This is a genomic window from Fimbriimonadaceae bacterium, from assembly GCA_019454125.1.
GTDB lineage: Bacteria > Armatimonadota > Fimbriimonadia > Fimbriimonadales > Fimbriimonadaceae > JALHNM01.
This window is the reverse complement of sequence record CP075365.1, coordinates 2,636,234-2,652,248: the sequence shown is the minus strand read 5'-3', so window position 1 is coordinate 2,652,248 and position 16,015 is coordinate 2,636,234. Positions and strand designations below refer to the sequence as shown.

General features: G+C 65.6%; 13 protein-coding genes. 7 read left to right on the top strand and 6 right to left on the bottom strand.

Annotated elements, in window-relative coordinates; translation table 11 throughout:
- Nucleotides 1-145: 145 nt before the first annotated feature.
- A complete protein-coding gene (locus KF733_12810; protein ID QYK55876.1) occupies nt 146-991 on the bottom strand; it encodes a prepilin-type N-terminal cleavage/methylation domain-containing protein in 846 nt (281 codons plus the stop codon).
- Nucleotides 992-1,077: 86 nt separating this feature from the next.
- Here KF733_12810 and KF733_12805 point away from each other — a divergent pair, with 86 nt between their 5' ends.
- Both KF733_12805 and KF733_12800 read left to right on the top strand, forming a co-directional pair.
- Complete coding sequence (locus KF733_12805) at nt 1,078-2,391, top strand: dicarboxylate/amino acid:cation symporter (protein ID QYK55875.1); 1,314 nt, start codon at nt 1,078-1,080, stop codon at nt 2,389-2,391.
- Complete coding sequence (locus KF733_12800; protein ID QYK55874.1) at nt 2,388-3,326, top strand: hypothetical protein; 939 nt, start codon at nt 2,388-2,390, stop codon at nt 3,324-3,326. The genes KF733_12805 and KF733_12800 overlap by 4 nt, the downstream gene beginning before the upstream one ends.
- On the opposite strand, the gene KF733_12795 is transcribed toward KF733_12800, so the two are convergent.
- Nucleotides 3,327-3,758, bottom strand: coding sequence for a DUF1801 domain-containing protein (locus tag KF733_12795; GenBank protein ID QYK55873.1), 432 nt, complete (start codon nt 3,756-3,758; stop codon nt 3,327-3,329).
- A gap of 118 nt (nt 3,759-3,876) precedes the next feature.
- Here KF733_12795 and KF733_12790 point away from each other — a divergent pair, with 118 nt between their 5' ends.
- Complete coding sequence (locus tag KF733_12790) at nt 3,877-4,296, top strand: DUF559 domain-containing protein (GenBank protein ID QYK55872.1); 420 nt, start codon at nt 3,877-3,879, stop codon at nt 4,294-4,296.
- 74 nt (nt 4,297-4,370) lie between these two features.
- On the opposite strand, the gene KF733_12785 is transcribed toward KF733_12790, so the two are convergent.
- The 4 genes from KF733_12785 to KF733_12770 form a co-directional block, all read right to left on the bottom strand.
- A complete protein-coding gene (locus tag KF733_12785; protein QYK55871.1) occupies nt 4,371-5,486 on the bottom strand; it encodes a DegT/DnrJ/EryC1/StrS family aminotransferase in 1,116 nt (371 codons plus the stop codon).
- A 114-nt stretch (nt 5,487-5,600) separates the two neighbouring features.
- Nucleotides 5,601-7,778 (bottom strand): redoxin domain-containing protein, encoded by a 2,178-nt coding sequence (locus KF733_12780; GenBank protein ID QYK55870.1) that lies wholly within the window; start codon nt 7,776-7,778, stop codon nt 5,601-5,603.
- A 126-nt stretch (nt 7,779-7,904) separates the two neighbouring features.
- Entirely contained in the window at nt 7,905-8,510 is a 606-nt protein-coding gene (locus KF733_12775; GenBank protein ID QYK55869.1) for a thioredoxin family protein, read from the bottom strand.
- Between the two features lie 38 nt (nt 8,511-8,548).
- A complete protein-coding gene (locus KF733_12770) occupies nt 8,549-9,328 on the bottom strand; it encodes a hypothetical protein (GenBank protein ID QYK55868.1) in 780 nt (259 codons plus the stop codon).
- Between the two features lie 153 nt (nt 9,329-9,481).
- Between KF733_12770 and KF733_12765 the strand changes: the two genes are divergently transcribed.
- From KF733_12765 to KF733_12750, 4 genes are all read left to right on the top strand, one after another.
- On the top strand, nt 9,482-10,567 hold the full coding sequence (locus KF733_12765) for a prepilin peptidase (GenBank protein QYK55867.1): 1,086 nt from the start codon (nt 9,482-9,484) through the stop codon (nt 10,565-10,567).
- 97 nt (nt 10,568-10,664) lie between these two features.
- Entirely contained in the window at nt 10,665-11,519 is an 855-nt protein-coding gene (locus KF733_12760; GenBank protein QYK55866.1) for a prepilin-type N-terminal cleavage/methylation domain-containing protein, read from the top strand.
- 29 nt (nt 11,520-11,548) lie between these two features.
- Nucleotides 11,549-13,669 (top strand): hypothetical protein, encoded by a 2,121-nt coding sequence (locus KF733_12755; protein ID QYK55865.1) that lies wholly within the window; start codon nt 11,549-11,551, stop codon nt 13,667-13,669.
- Nucleotides 13,669-16,014, top strand: coding sequence for a prepilin-type N-terminal cleavage/methylation domain-containing protein (locus tag KF733_12750; protein ID QYK55864.1), 2,346 nt, complete (start codon nt 13,669-13,671; stop codon nt 16,012-16,014). The genes KF733_12755 and KF733_12750 overlap by 1 nt, the downstream gene beginning before the upstream one ends.
- Nucleotide 16,015: the final 1 nt, after the last annotated feature.

Genomic DNA, 16,015 nt, shown 5'->3' with positions numbered 1-16,015 from the left:
TTTTTTTTTTTTGTGGGGGGGGGGGGGGGGGGGGGGGGGGGGGGGACTTAAGGCCTAATCCAAGTCTTTGGAGCCTGTCGCAGCCTCCTTGGCTTGGCGAGCAGAAGTCTCCTCGCGGTTATGGTTGCGACGCCCGGACCGGCCCTTATGGCTCGAAGGTCTGGCTCGACTTCTGCGCCTTAAACGCGGCGAAGTCGTTCTTGCGGATCTGCCCCCAGGGCTTGGCGCCGGCGTGGCCGTCGGCGAAGGCGTAGTTCCCGATGTTGGAATGGCCTTTGGTCGGCTGGCTGCGGTATTCGCTGGCGCATCCGGGCGGGGGCGTGTCGGCGGGGCCCTTCGCGGGATAGTTACGGCCCGCGAGCTTTGAGGTGTTGCACTGGATGAAGCCGCTCCCCCAGACGGTGCCGTAGTACTGGTCGCGCCAGACGGGCGACCACTGCTCGACCCAGGCGACCATCTCGGAGGGGGATTCGATGCCGGTGGAGGTGCGGCCGGTGGTGTCCCACCGGTTCCGGTCGAGAAACTCGTACATGCCCGTGTTCGGGTCGAGGGTGCGGGCCTCGGTCGTGTTGATCGGGCCGACGTAGGCGTAGCTCCGGAGGGTCGGTCGCTTGAGGTCGTCACCGTTCCAGAAAGGCATGCCGTTCGGGTTGTCCCGCTGGCCCTCGTCGCGGGGGCAGCACCAGATTTCGCGGCTCTTCGTATAGGCGCTCACCTGGACGTCGGGCGGCACATAGTTCGAGTTGCCGCCGTTTATGGGTGGGGACTTGGCCGCCCAGGCCGGGAACCGGTCGTCCTCGCTATCGGCGTACATGAAGGTCGCGAAGGCGATCTGCCGGACGTTGCTCATGCAGGTCGTTTTCTTGGCCGCGTCCTTGGCTTGGGCGAAGACGGGGAAGAGGATGGCGGCGAGGATGGCGATGATCGCAATGACGACGAGCAGCTCGATCAGCGTGAATCCTCGCTTGGTTCTACCGACGGGTAACAGCATTCAGGCACCAGGGAGCCAGAGCATCCTACCTCTCCCGCCCCCGCCGCACGCTACTCGTAAAGAACCGGCCAAACTGGCCGGAAACTATGGAGCGACGTCCGCGCATTGCCCTTCACAACAGGATCTTCATCGGCCTCTTGCTCGGCGCGGTCTTGGGCGCCTCGGCCCAGATCGCGCTGCCGGGCGGGCGGCAGAACGAGGGCCTGCGGTGGGTGAACGACACCCTGATGCAGCCGATCGGGCAGATCTTCGTCACGCTCATCTTTATGGTGGTCGTCCCTCTCCTCTTCTCGGCCCTCGTGCTGGGGGTCTCGGAGATCGGGGACGCGGCGAAGGTCGGCCGGGTCGGCCTCCGCGCGCTCATGATGACGGTGCTCCTGAGCGGCATCGCGGTCGGGATCGGGCTGGCCGGGGTCAACTTGGTCCGGCCCGGCGACGGCGTGGACCCTGCCCGGCGGCAGGAGCTGCTCGGGAGCATCGACCAAGCCGAGGCCCAGAAAAAGGCGTCGGCCGAGGCGTCCGCGGAAGTCGACCCGCCTGTGCTCGGCATCGTTCCCCGCAACCCGTTGCTGGAGGCCACCCGTGCGCTGACCGGCGGCATCATGCCGTTCATGTTCTTCGCCCTCGTGTTCGGCATCGCCCTTGCCGCCATCGAACAGGAGAAGGCGATGCCGGTGCGCGCACTCTTGGAGGGGGTTTTCGCGGTGACGCTCAAGATCATAGAGTACGCGATGGCGTTCGCCCCGATCGGCGTCTTCGCGCTCGTCTTCCGTACCGCGTCGATCTTGGGGCTGGACGCGGTGGCGGCGTTCGGCAAGTACGTGGCGCTGGTCTTGGTCGCTTTGGCGGTCCATATGTTCGTCACGTACCCGCTTGTGCTGAGGTTCATCGCCAAGCGCGATCCGGTCCAGTTCTTCCGGCAGATCCGCTCGGTGATCGTCACTGCGTTCGCCACAAGCTCCTCGAACGCGACGCTCCCCGTTGCGCTCAAGGTCGCGGAGGAAGAAGTCGGCATCCCCCGCGACATCGGAAACTTCGTGTTGACGGTCGGCGCCACCGCCAACCAGAACGGCACCGCCCTCTTCGAAGGCATCACGATCATCTTCCTGTGCCAGTTCTTCGGCATCGCGCTGAGCCTGCAAGACCAGTTCACCGTGATGATGCTGGCGATCGTGGCGGGCATCGGCACGGCGGGTGTCCCGGGGGGCGCCTGGCCCATGATCGGTTCGATCATCGTGCGGTTCGGGGTGCCCGGCTCGGCCATCGGCCTCGTCCTAGGCATCGATCGCATCCTCGATATGAGTAGGACCACTCTTAACGTGGTCGGGGACATCACCATCGCCGCGTGCGTAGCGGAAATGGAGGGCCGCTCGCGGGAGGTGCCCGAGGAGTTTGCATGAGCGAGACTGGCCAAGTTGGTGACCGGCGTCGCGTCGTCGGGCAATGGCGCTATGGAGCGATCGACGAATCTATCGGGTGGCGCGTGGCGATGGAGCTCTACCTCCGCGAGAACCTTGCGGGGGCGGTCGATGCCGCTTCCGAGGTCGCGGGGTCGATGGAGGGGCGGTTCGTCGGCTTCTACCGCGTGATCGAAGCCGAGAAGGAGACGCGCGACACCGCGACCGTCTTTGATGTGCGGCCCTGGTTGACCTTGGAAGTGGCGCCGCTGGAGTCGGCCCTCTCGGTAGACCACCTGGAGACCGCGATCCTGGAAGCGTGCGACGAGGTCGCCCGCGAGTTCGCTTGGGAGCACGGCCCCGCCACCCGGGTGACGATGCTCTCCCGCGAGGTGGACGACCCTTGGTTGCCGAACCGGCACGGTTACTGTGTGGACAAGGTGGAGTACACCAAGATCTGCCTTCCCGTCGGGCTCACCGCCGACCCCGAGGAGCTCGCGGGCGCGGTGCGGCACGAATACGCGCACGTGATGACGGGCCATCGCACCCAAGGGCGGTGTCCGCGTTGGCTGGACGAAGTCTTCGCCATGACTGCCGAGAGGGCCGACCTCAGCTTCCGTGATTTCGTCGTCGGCCATGCCCGCTGGCTGAAGGAACAGGACCTGGACCGTGCGTTTCAGCAGGACCGCACCAGCCGGGAAGGGGCGGCCGTTGTCCGACAAGCCTATCGTCAGTCGGCGGCGATCGGCGACTACCTGATGGGCCTTGGGTCGCAGGAGAAGATGGGCTCCCTGCTGGACGCGTTCTCGGACAATTCTCTGCTCGGCGAGCTTGCGATGCGGGTGACGGGCCAGAGCTACTCTGACGAGGCCCTTCGCCAGACCTACGGCTTCGGCGTTGAAGAGCTCTTCGAGCGAGCTTTCAAGTCGCTGGCCTGACTATCCGACCGCTTTCTTCACGAGTGCGGTGACCCGGTCCTCCTCGGCCTTGGTGAGGTCGGTGAGGGCAAAGCTGGTCGGCCACATGTTGCCTTCGTCCAGGTTGGCCAGCTCATTGAACCCGAGCGTCATGTATCGCTCTTTGAACTTCCCCGCGGCGCGGAAGAAGACCACCGTCTTGCCGTCCTTGTTGGCATAGGCGGGCATGCCGTACCAGGTCTTTGGCGTAAGGTCGGGGGCGGCGGCGCTGATGATGGCGTGCAGCCGCTCGCTCATCTCGCGGTCCTTGCCTTCCATCTCGTCCACCGCTTCCAGGAGTTGCTTCTCGCCTTCTTCGCGGCTTTTCCCTGCCTTGGCCTCCGCCTTGAGCTCCTTGGCCCGCGCCTTCATCGCGGCCTTTTCTTCTGCGGAGAATTCTTCTTTCTTGGCCATGGGTGAAGGATACTGTCCGGAGCCCCTCCCTCGGCTTTGGGGGATGCCTTGTGCCCCCGAAACTGAGGGAGGGGTTGGGGGAGGGAGATTTGCGGTACAAACTTCCTCCGATGCAGCCGTGAAGAAGGACTCCCTGAACTATGATCAGGCGAACATCGAGCGAGTCAGGCGGCTCCGCGGGAACATGTCGGTTTCCGAGAGAAGGCTCTGGGAGTCTATTCGGCGTGACGCTCTAGGATTTCGGTTCAAACGTCAAGTTCCCGTTGGCCGCTACGTCCTTGACTTCTACTGTTCCGAGGCTTCACTTTGCATCGAAGTTGACGGCGAGCAACATGCTGGGCGCGCCAGCGAGGACAAGTTTCGTGATGCCTTCATTGAAGGGCGCGGCATCATGACGATCCGCGTTCCGAGTCTAGACCTGTTCGACGAACTGGGCGGTGTCCATGGCCGCTGGCTCGACCTCATTGCCACGACCTGTGAGGAGCGCTCTGGTCGGTCGCGCTTCGAACGCAACGCTCGCTCGCCGAAACCGGAATAATCTCCCACCCCAACCCCTCCCTCAGTTTCGACGGGCACGAGGCATCCCGTCAAAGCCGAGGGAGGGGCTCCGGATCACCTTAGTGCTTCCTTGATCGCACCGATCACGCGGTCCTGCACCTCGGGCGCGATCTTCGGCCAGATCGGCAGGCTCAGCACCTCGGCGGCGCACTGCTCGCTCACAGGCATGCTCACCGCCATGTCCTTGTAGACCGGCAGTTTGTGGAGAGGCTTCTCGTAATAGACCATCGTGCCGACCCCGGCGGCGTCGAGTTTCTGCTGCACCTCGTCACGGCGACCGCCGAGGATGCGGACCGTGTACTGGTGGAAGACGTGGGTGCCGAATGCCTCCTCGCGCGGGGTGACGACCCCTTCCACTTCGGCGAGGCCGTCGCTGTAGCGTCGGGCGGCGGCGCGGCGGCCTGCGTTCCACTCGTCGATGTGGGGCAGCTTGCAGCGCAGGATGGCGGCCTGCATCGCGTCGAGCCGCGAGTTCACGCCGACCATCTCGTTGTTGTACTTTTTCTTCGCGCCGTGGACGCGAAGCATGCGCACCAGGTCGGCCGCCGCGTCGTCGTTGGTGGTGAAGAGCCCGCCGTCGCCGCAACCACCGAGGTTCTTGGTCGGGAAGAAGCTGAACGCGCCCGCGTGGCCGATCGAACCGAGCTTACGGTTCTTGTAGTCGCCGCCGAACGCCTGGGCGACGTCCTCCAGGATCCAAAGTCCGTGCTTCTCGGCGAGCGCCATGAGCGGGTCCATGTCGATCGGCTGGCCGAAGAGATGCACCGGGATGATGCCCTTCGTCCGCTCCGTGATGGCGGCCTCGATCTGGTCGACCCGGAAGTTGAAGGTCTCGGGGTCGATATCGACGAAGACGGGGGTGGCGCGGAAGTGGCTGACGCACTCGGTGGTCGCAAAGAAGGTGAATGGGGTCGTGATGACCTCGTCGCCGGGGCGCAGGCCGAGCGCGTGGACGCCGAGGATGAGCGCGTCCGTGCCGCTGTTCACTCCGACGGCGTGCTTGACGCCGAGATAGGCCGCCGCCTCCGCTTCGAACCCGGTGACGTTCGGGCCCATGATGAACTGCCCGGTCTTCAGCACGTCCTCGAGGGCCGCGGTCACTTCAGGCCAGATCGATTCGATCTCAGGTCGGGGGTCGAGGATAGGGATCTTGGTCAGCGTCGCGGACATGGGTCTGGCGAGTCTACCGGCAACGTCCACCCGCCCCGGATCTCCCTCCCCAACCCCTCCCTCAGTTTCGCCGGGCACAAGGCATCCCGTCAAAGCCGAGGGAGGGGCTCCGGACTACCAGCGTTTGATCTCGGCCAGGAGGTAGTCCAGCTTCGTGAAAGGATCGCCGCCTGTGCGCTTCCAGCGGACCCGGCCGTCCTTGTCGATAAGGATCGTCGAGTGCAGCTCGATGTCTTCGAAGTCGTCATAGGACGAGAAGCGCCGGGCGTTGTCGTGGCCGGTGTCTGAGACGAGCTTGATCTGGAACGAGGCAAGCTGGTTCATCTTGTTCTTCTCCGGCGCGTCCCCGCTGCAGGCGAGGACGACCGTGTCGTTCGCCTCAAACTCTGCCATCCGTCCGTTGATCGCGGCCAGCTGCTCAATGCAGTGGACGCACTGGTCCGACAGGTAAAAGACGAGCAAGACGTTCTTCCCTCGAAACTCTTCGAGCCGGACCGGTCTTCCTTCCGGGTCGAGTCCTTCGAGCCGAGGGGCGGGGAAGGGTCGCCAGTTGCTGGGGCCGAGCTTGTCCAGGTCGCTCGGCACGTAAGTCCGTTCGGGCCTGAGCGTTTTCGGCGTGGGCCGGGCGCCAAGGTCGAGGGCGGCGACCTCGTCCATCGCGCGGATGCCTTTGTCGGCCCCGCTCCAGACCGCCATCATCTGGCCGGCGAAGCCGCGAGCCTTCTCGCGCTCGCCCAGCGCCGACCACGACTTCGCCAACCCCGCCAGGCACCACCCGTCGTTCGGCTCTTGCGCGAGGCCCTTTTCGTAGGCGTCGATGGCGGCGCGGTGGTCGCCGCGCTCGGCGAAGGCGTCGCCCAAGATCCGCGTCAGGGGCCAGGCGTCCATGGCCGGGTCGTTCGGATATGCCCTCTTTTCCCGCGTCTTGAGTTCGTCCTCGGCTGCCCCCATAAGGATGGAGAGCCCTCCTAGGCGGTCGCCCTCGAGCATCTTGAGGCGCGCCTCGGCGACACGGATCAGCGCCGGCTGCCTTTGCTCGAACTCAGCCTTGAGTTGCTCGGCCCGGGAAGGGTCTCTGGCAGTCTCCTCGGCCAGCATCTTTGCCATCGACTCGCGGACGCCGCGCAACTTCTCCCGCGCCCCGGTCTTGTCGCCTTTGCTGACCAATGCCAAGGCTTCGGCTGCCGACCGGAAGAGTTCGAAATCCGTCGACGAGCTCGTCCGCCACGTCTTCGGGTCCAGAATCTCGTCCCAACGCTCGAACTTCACGAGGGCACGCATGAGGGGAAGCTGCGTCCACCATGTCTCGCCTGGGTTCACATCCGGGTCTTGGGGCGCGTTGACGAGGTCGCGCGCGCCGCGTAGGCTGTCCTCGGCCCGGCCGAGTTGTTCTTGGATGTAGCAAAGGTAGTCGCGGTTGTGCTGGTAGTTCCAGGTCTCGTAGGGGAGGGCAAAGCGGTCGTTCATGTAGCGCAACTCGACCCGGGTGGCGCTGTCCATCGCGATCGCCGCCTCGTGCCACATGCCCACCTTCGAATAGATGTGTCCGGGCATGTGGAGCGAATGTCCGACCCCGGGCGCGGCTTTGCCATAAAGCTCGCAGCTGGCGATGGCCTCCTCGGAGTTCCAGCCGTCCCAGTTGTGGATTCTCGCGTGGTGCGCGCCCGGGTGCATCGGGTTCGCCCTGAGGACCTCCTTGAGGAGCGAGTCGTTCGCGACCGGGCTCCCGAGGCCGATGTTGAAGAGGCCGAGCAGGGCCTTGGCTTCCATGTCCTGCGGATACTTGATGCAGATCGCGCTGAGCTTCTCGACGATCACCTTCCCCGGCTCGTTTGCGCCAAGGCACGAGGCCTCCCAGGCCTCGATGTACATCCGTTCGCGCTCGGGGAGCCCCTCCTTTCGCTTGACGGCCTCGACCAGGAAGTCGCGATAGCGCTTGAGCCCCTCGCCTCCCGGGCTCGAGATTGTGAACCACGTCAAGCCGCAGCGCGCCATGCCCAGGTAGGCCATCGCGTTCTCGGGTTCGAGCTTGTGGCACCAGCGGAAGGCGCGCTCGGCCTCCTCGAACCAAAAGCTGTGCAGAAGCGCGTTGCCTTGGTCGTACCAAGCCTGGACCTCGGGGTTCTTCGTCGAGATTGGGAAGGGCGCGGTGCCGACGCCTTCCATCTTCCAGGGTCGCAAGCGAAGGCCGGCGTCGAAGGCGGCGCCGTGCCTCGAGTGCCCCATCCCCACCTCGTCAGCAAGGGCGGTGCCGAAGGCGACGGTGAGCAAGGCGAGGGCGATGTGCTTCATGCCAGTTCTCAAGCATGGCACGGTGTCCGGTCAAGCTGACCGTTTTGCGGCAAGAAAGTTCTCCTCCCAAACCCTTCCCTCATCTTCCAAGGCCCGGCAGACAAGGGAAGGGCTTGGTGTCCGCGCTTAGTTCGCGTACTTGACGCTGCAACCGTAGGGTTGGGTCGTCTTGACCGAGACCTCGCGGCCCGCCATCGCTTCTTCCAAGGCGGCCTTCACGTGGTTGCGCGCGTTCTTGGTCTCGGTTTGGGGCGCGTCCGGTTTGTCGTCGATCGCACCTCTATAGATGAGGGTGCCCTCGGGATTGATCACGAACATATCGGGCGTGGTCTTGGCACCGTAGAGCTTGCCGGTCCGGCCCGTCGGGTCGAGGAGCATGGCCGTGCTCTTGGCCCCGTGCTTCTGGACCACCTCGTTACCGGCGCTGGCATCGACGTAGCCTTGCTTGCCGGGCGCGGACGAGACGATGGTGAGCCACACGGCGCCCTTCTCGACCGCCCAAGCCTGGGTGGCCTGCATGTTGCCGCTTCCATAGTGCCTCTGCACATAGGGGCAGAGGTGGTTCGTCCACTCGAGCACGACGTACTTGCCTTTATAGTCCGCGAGCGAACGCTCTTGGCCGAGCGTGTCGGTCAAGGTGAAGGCGGGGGCGGGCGAGCCCACGGTTGCCGAATCGTCCAGGGCGGGCGCCAAGAAGGCCATGCCAAGGGACGCGATCGCGATTGGCGTCATACCGGCTTATACGATCTCAGTCGCGGCAGGGTCACCCGCTAGGCTTTCTTTTTAGCCGAGATCCAAAGGGCCGGACCAATGGCGCGGCCGTTCGCGTTCACCGGGATCGCGACCCCCTCGAGCGTCTCCGGCACCTCTTGGAGGTACTCGGAGGGTTTCAACTCCAACGTCCAATGGCCGGCAGACCCTTCCGCTTCCAGCACGGGGGTCGCGTGGTCGATGGTCCCGGGCTTGGCCGGGAAGAACTGCACATGGCCCGAGGCGGGCCAGACTTCGGTGTCGAACTCCAGGACGACCTGCTTCCCCCAGGCGAAGGTGGCGTTGGCGTTGGTCGCGATGGCCGGGATGAGTTTTGCCGTCTCTTCGAGCTCGGCGTCCGCTTGGCGACCAGATTTCAGGTCAAGGGTCGCGGAGCCGCTCTCGGGCACGCAGGCGTCCTCGCAGACGAGGAGGCGGACGTCCGCCTTGATCTGGGCCGCTTCGAGGGGGGTCGGCCCGGTCGTCACGGTGGCGTGAAGAACCGCGCGCTCGCTGTAGCCAAAACTGACGATGCCGGCCGTTTCAAACCGGTCGGGCGCGGGCCAGCGCCAGTTCTCGGCGGTCCAGCCTTCGGGCAACGTCAGGTCCACCTTGATCGGCGAGCCAGAGTCGCCCGGGTTCAGCCAATAGGTGTGCCAGCCCGGTTCGAGCTTGACTTCCAGCCCGATCTCGAGTTTCGCGTTCGGCCCGGGGTTGTAATCGCCCGCGAGGAGGCGTACCGAACTGTGGGAGGGGGAGGCTTGGGCCCCGAGCAGGGCGGCGGCGATCAGCGGCAACATCTTTCCTATTCTGACGTCGGGCCTCGGGCGAGGGGTCGCCTGTGCGGCGGTTTGGCCCTTCCAGGCCGCCCGCGGGTGCCGAACCTTGCGGGGCGAACCGACAATCAGGGATGCGGTAGCCTCGCAATTGGGCGGGGGTCCAAGGAAGGGCAAGTGTTTCCAGAGTGGACTTGGATAATCGGTTTCCTGATCGGGGCTGCGGTCGGCAGCTTCATCAACGTCATTGTCTACCGCCTTCCCAGGGGCCTCTCTTCGTGGCGGCCCGCCTATAGCTTCTGTCCGAGCTGCAAGAGCCGCCTGACGGCGATCGACCTCGTACCGATCCTCAGCTGGATCCTTCTCCGGGGGCGGTGCCGCCACTGCAAGGAGCGGGTCTCCCCGCGCTACCTCGTCGTCGAAGCGATCACCGGCACGCTTTGGGCCGCGATCTGGCACATCCATCTGAGCGGCCCCTTCACGACCGGGGACCCGGTCCGCGCGGTCGCCTACATGCTCTTTACGGGGGCCCTGGTGGCGGCGATCTTTACGGACCTGGCCCACTACATCATCCCGGACCAGGTCAACGCGTTCATGCTGTTCGTCGGGCTGGGTGAGAACCTGGCGCTCGCGAACCAGGGCCGGCCCGAGGCGTGGAGCGGCCCGCTTCCGGCCAGCGTCGCAGGGGCGCTCACCGGCATCGGCGTGCTCTGGGGCATAGCGTTCCTGGGCCGCGTCCTCTTCCGCAAGGACGCGATGGGGCACGGCGACATCAAAATGGCGCGCGGGATCGGCGCCGTCCTCTTTCCCTTCCTGGCGCTAGCCAGCTTTGGGATCGCCGTGGTCCTGGGGGCCGTGGGCGGCCTTCTCATCGTGCTCCTTCGTGCGACGGGCAAAGTGAAGGATCCTGAGGAGGGCCCGGGCGACCTTCCCATCCCGGGCAACCCGGATTTTTCGATTCGGCCCGGGGGCACGCCCGAGGAGGACGAGGCGCCCGAATCCATCGGCTCGCTGGTCTGGTGCGGGCTCGGATACGTCCTTTGCATCGACGTTATCGGGCTTTTCGTCCCAAAGTTGTACGAACTGTGGTTCGGAGAGAACCCTTATTCGGTCGAAGAACTGGAAGACGAGCCTCAGGTAGAACTCACAATGATTCCGTTTGGCCCTTATTTGGCCGCCGGGGCAATCGCCGCGGTCGTCTTCGAAGGGCCGTTGAGATCCGCGATCGATGCCTACGTCCGGAACCTGGAGGGCGGCCCCTAAGGGTCGTGCCAGATTCGCCGGGTCAGGTTTCTTCGCTGGGATTTTGGAACACGGGGTCGAAGGGGGCAGTCATACCTCCGGAGTCGGCAGGGGATATATGCGACGGAACTCAGCAATCACGCTCATCGAGCTCCTTACAGTCATCGCGATCATCGCGATCCTTGCGGCCACCATTTTCCCGGTCTACGCCCGGGCGAAGGGTTCGGCGGCGAGGAGCGCGGACATTTCCGCGATGAACACCATCCGCACCGCCATGTTGCTTTACAAGGCGGACCAGGGCGGTTTCCCGCCTGCTGTCTTGGGCTACGCGCAATATTCCAGCGGGAACGGCGGACAGCTGATCCCGGCGGACCGGGTGCGCTCCTTCCTCTACCCTCGGCGGGTCGACTCCCTGGTCACCTTCAAGCCAAGCTATGTCCGGGCGAGCAACGCGGACCTGACGACGGCGGTCTGGCCTGCGGCCGACCCTCGGGCGGCCGGCTCTGCCCCTGAGCTCGACCTGAACGGGGACGGCAGGATTGATTCGGGCGACGACGTCGCCGGAGCGCGCCAGGCCTACAACTATCTGGACGATCCTGAACCCGTCTGCAACGACCTGCGCCCGTGCAGCGACCAGTCGCGCCAACTCGCGTTCTATAAGGTCTCGGGCTACGACGTGACCGAGACGAACCGGCAGGACAACGGCGCCTCGCACTTCGAGATGCGTTACTCGCTCTTCTGGACGGAGTTCGCGATCAACCAGGGCGGGAACGCCTTTGACGACCCGCGCCAACTGGGCTACTCCGAGCCGCCGGACGGCACCGTGATGTTCTGGAACACTCTTTTCCGCGACTACCAGCGGCCGACCGTGCCCACGGAAGGCCGGGCGGACCTCGCCGTCTTTGTGGGCGGCTCCGCCAAGCCGTACGACTCGATCAAGCTTTCGCAGCGTTCCTGGAGAATCCTGCCCTGACCCGCCGGCGCTCGCCGGATCCGACACCCGTGACTGAGAACGCTATGCCCCGCCGCCGCGAACGGAACGGAACCTCGCTGATCGAGGTGCTGGTGGTCATCGTGATCCTGCTCGTCGGCATCCTCGCCGTCGTCCAGATCTTCCCGCCCGGCCTCGCCCTCTTGCGCGCCACCCGGAACAACACCGTGGCCGCCCAACTCGCCAAGAGCGAGATGGCGCGGATCTTGGGCCAGCAGGGGCAGCTCGCCGAGATGATCGTGCCCGTGGTCTATGTGAACACGGCGAGCGGCGTCCGCGTCCAGATCGACACGAACCGCCGCCCCGGCGACCTTATGCCGCAGCTGGACACCGACGGGTTCGGACGGATCAACGTGAACGGCGACGTCGTGGTGAACGGCAACCCGGTCGGCAAGTGGTACCACGTGAGCGGCCCGAACCTCTTCACCCGCGTCATCGGCGAGACGAAGCCGGTGCCCGGCCCCCGGACCATCAAGGACACGACCGGCGACTATCTGGGCAGCCTCGTGCAACTCACGTTCGGCCCGGCCTATTACTACAACGACGCGAACACGCTGGTCGGTGAGGACGGGGTCTTGCAGGTTTACGGCAACGACATGGTGCGCCGCCGCGGCGACCGCAATTTCAACCAGCCCTCGGACCGTCGGCGGCCGAACAGCTGGGAGTTCTACCTCGTGGACGGGGGCGGCACGGTCTCCGGCGAGCCGTTCGACGGCGAGGACCAGATCTGGCTGCCGTATTCGAACGCGGCCGTCAAGTACCGCGTCTCCTTCAGCTTCATCTATGACAACGGCCCCAACGGCGAACAGTACGACGTGATCGTGCAGGCCAACCTCGACCCGAACCAGTCGCAACCCTATGCGTCGCCCTACGGGAACTACTGGGTCGTCTCGCTGAAGCAGCTTGTGGCCCTGCCTGACCTGAACGGCGGCGCGAACCAGTTCGACCCCTCCAAGTTCATCGGGGTCGAAGGGGGGAGCGTCCGGTGCCAGCGCGTCTTTAAGGAACTGCGGCGCGACGACCTGTTCGACGCCGCCGACCCCTACCAGTACAAGGTGCTCGGCTACGGCAAGAACACGCAGAGCGGGCGCGGGTTCGCGGTCGGCACGATCGTCGTCAACCCCGAGGCGTTCGACTTCCGCGTCCGGACTTCGGGCGGCCGGACGGAGCCGCTGATCGCGCGGGTCGACTACACCGTCTTCGACTGGCGCATCATCCGCGACGACTTTCGGGTGCCCGCCGTGGGCGACACGGTCAAGCTCTCCGTGAACGTCGTGCGCAACTTGCGGAGGCTCGGTGCGGACCAAGTCCCCTACACGGGCGTCGACCTCGCCGTCCCGAACCTGAAGGCGCCCAACGCCCAGGACAAGGAGCAGAACGACTTTGTGCTCGTGGACACGGATTCGGGCGGCATCGTGCTCGGCGGCCTGCCGGGCGACGCGCGCAGCGGCTACACGGTGGACTACCTCCGCGGGTTCGTGACGTTCCGCGATTGCGACCCGAACGTGCCGGGCGTGAACCTTTACGTCTCGTACCCGACGACCGACCCGAACCAGCCGTGGACCGATCCCATCCTCTCCCCGGACATGAGCGGCCATAGCCTCCGTGCCTACTATATGGGTTCCGGCGAGTGGTCGGTGCAGCCCTTCAAGGCCACTCGCCAGTACCGAACCGCTTGGGTTTTCCGGGCCAACGGGCTCGGGCCGGGCGAGTGCCTGGTCGGTGGCACCTTCGACGGCAACGGCAACCCCCAGGGCGACCCCTATCGGATCTACTTCCCGATCGCCGACCTGGGCCAGAAAGTGGTGGTCGGGGAGATGTGGGTCTCGGCCCCAGGCGTGCAGCCGTACCCGATCTATGACCAGGAGCTCGAGATCGACGGCCTGGACGGGCCGCGGAACGTGGCCTATGCGGACATCCGCGGCAGGGCCGGGCAAAGCACCGTGTTCGACTTCAGCCAGGGCTACGCGGCCCGGCGTGTCCGCGGGGCCTCGGTCAAGGTCCGCGTGCTCTGGAACTCGTCTTACTTCTCCCTGACGGGCGACCCAGAGCAGAACTACCGCTCGCTGGAGGAGTGGATGCGCAGCTATCGCAGGTCGGAGACGGAAAGCATGCAGGTCGGAGGACGGTAATGAAGAAGTTTCGTGGATTCACCCTGATCGAGCTGATCACCGTCATTGCGATCACAGCGATCCTGCTGACGATCATCGCCGTCCCGATCATCCAGGGCTTTAACCTGACCCGCGCCGCGCAAGGCTTCGCCGACGCGCAGGACCGGGCCCGGACGCTGATCCGGAGGTTGGAGGCTGAGATCGGCAATGGCGCGGCCGTCCGCGACAACGGCGGCGAACGCGGGGCGGTGGACGTCGTCGTCCCCGGCCAGAACTTGAACACGTTCGAACTCGTGCGGCTGCCCTTCACCAAGATCGACATCGTGAGCCCGGCCCAGGGCGACCCGGTGCGCGGCCCGAGCGGCGCCTTCATCAACCCGGACACGGGCAAGGAAGACCCGACGCTCGTGACCCCTAAGGGCCAGTACAACCTTCCGGCGCGGGCCGGCTCCTCGATCACGCGCTACTTCGTGGGCCTCCGCGAACCTGTCGTCGACGTGGACGGGGACGGCGTGCCCGAGCGTCCCGGCACTTACAACAACCCCTACGACGGCCTGCTCCTGGAGCGGAACTCCCGCCAGGACAACCTTTTCGTGCTGTACCGCGTCGAGTTCCAGCCCAAGGTCTGGAGGAGGGTCAACAACGACCTTCGCTTCGTGGTGAACACGGACCTCTTCCTGGACGCGGACAACGACGGCGAGCCGGACGATTTGGACGATCCCGCCTTCTTCACCCTGCTCCCCGGCGCCGAGGCGGACTACCAGACCGGCGCCCTCACCCAACAAGGGCTCGCAAAGGCGGCCCGGATAAAGAATTGGCTGCGCCGCGCCGTGGTCGTCACCGAGACGAGCCGGTACGACATGATCGCGCCTGCCTTGGCCAGTGCCGGAAAGGTCGTCTACGACAACAACCGCCCGCGGCTCGTGCCGCTGGTCCGCTTCCAGCCGGTGCGCGTGACGAGCGAGCCCGCCGTCGGGCAGCTCACGGCGAGGACGGGCGAAGAGGCCTTCAACATCGAGAAGGCGGGGCCCGACGTCTACACCACGCAGTACGGCTCCTGGTCGAACCTCTTCATGCGGCTCTGGCCGAGCGTGCTGCCCGGTCAGTACAACCCGCCCCCGACCGGGCCCACCGCCGGCGACGTGCGCCTTCGTTGGGACAGCGGCGACCCGTACTTGGTGGCGCGCACCTGGAAGGACTCGGGCCGAGAACGCTTCAGCATCTTCGGCTACGACCGCAACACGATGGCCTCCGAGGACGAGGGCATCGAGCTCTTCGACGTGACCCGCTACGTCCAGATCGCGGCCCTGCCCAAGTCGCTCGGGTTCAATAACAGCTTCAACCGACCGTACGCCTTCACCCAGGCGATCCTGGACGCGGACCAGCGGAGCGGCTGGCTGGCGGCGCGCAACCCGGACTGGCGGCGCCTGTTCGTCCCCGTCGTGCCGGAGCCCCGCTCGGGCAAGGTCACGGCGAGCTTCCCGATCCAAGAGGTCGGCTCCGACCCCACCGTCCCCTACAACCTTCGCGTCCCCACCTACGCTCAGGAGTCCGCCCAGAGCGCGGGCGACCCCTCGCTCGGGACGGGCGTGCGCGTCAGCCCCTTCAACGACAATGGGGCGCCGCAGGACTTCACGCCGAACAACGACCCGGACGTGAACACGGGGAACTGGAACGACGAGGTCTTCCGCCCCGTCAACCGACGGTTCAACAAGCTTTGGCACGACTGGCCGACGCTTGCCCCGGGCCTCGACCGGACGCAGTACGTCAAGCGGTATATCGACCTCCGCCTCGCCAGCCAGGCGGACGGCAGCGCCGGCCCGCTCGACCCGCGCACCGGGCTCGCCCGCGCCTTCGTGACGCCGGGCAGCGAGGAGGTCGTCGGCCCGGACCAGAGGCCCGGCCCGAACTACGGCCGCTACGTCCGCTACCAGCGGTCGGCGACGCGCCCGGTCGGCCCCAACCAGTACTACGTCAACTACACGGACCAGCCGGAGCCGGACTGGCAGCGCGCGGGCATCACGGTGCCCCCGTACGACCCGCTTAGCTACGACCCGGACGACTTCGTGCAGGCCGTGCTCCAGGCGCCCTACCGGGCGGGCTACCTTGAGCTCAACTCGCGGTTCGGCGAGCCCGTCCCGAGCGCCTTCCGCGACAACGGGGGGTTCGTCCCGACGGGGAACATCTACGTCTCCTACCGCTTCCAATACACTGAGCCCAACGACGTCCTCGCGGTCGACTACGACTCGTCGCAGGTTCTGGAAGTGACCTTGACGATCAAGAACTATCCGCAGGTCCAGAACATCCCGAACCCGCAGACGATCACCGTCCGCGGCTCGTCCGAGGTTCGCAACTTTATCCGGTGAA

Bases quoted from the DNA above. Each gene is read 5' to 3' on its own strand.
- KF733_12750 (QYK55864.1), top strand. From the start codon at position 13,669: ATGAAGAAGTTTCGTGGATTCACCCTGATCGAGCTGATCACCGTCATT.
- KF733_12780 (QYK55870.1), bottom strand. From the start codon at position 7,778: ATGAAGCACATCGCCCTCGCCTTGCTCACCGTCGCCTTCGGCACCGCC.
- KF733_12810 (QYK55876.1), bottom strand. From the start codon at position 991: ATGCTGTTACCCGTCGGTAGAACCAAGCGAGGATTCACGCTGATCGAG.
- KF733_12760 (QYK55866.1), top strand. From the start codon at position 10,665: ATGCGACGGAACTCAGCAATCACGCTCATCGAGCTCCTTACAGTCATC.
- KF733_12800 (QYK55874.1), top strand. From the start codon at position 2,388: ATGAGCGAGACTGGCCAAGTTGGTGACCGGCGTCGCGTCGTCGGGCAA.
- KF733_12805 (QYK55875.1), top strand. From the start codon at position 1,078: ATGGAGCGACGTCCGCGCATTGCCCTTCACAACAGGATCTTCATCGGC.
- KF733_12785 (QYK55871.1), bottom strand. From the start codon at position 5,486: ATGTCCGCGACGCTGACCAAGATCCCTATCCTCGACCCCCGACCTGAG.
- KF733_12795 (QYK55873.1), bottom strand. From the start codon at position 3,758: ATGGCCAAGAAAGAAGAATTCTCCGCAGAAGAAAAGGCCGCGATGAAG.
- KF733_12775 (QYK55869.1), bottom strand. From the start codon at position 8,510: ATGACGCCAATCGCGATCGCGTCCCTTGGCATGGCCTTCTTGGCGCCC.
- KF733_12770 (QYK55868.1), bottom strand. From the start codon at position 9,328: ATGTTGCCGCTGATCGCCGCCGCCCTGCTCGGGGCCCAAGCCTCCCCC.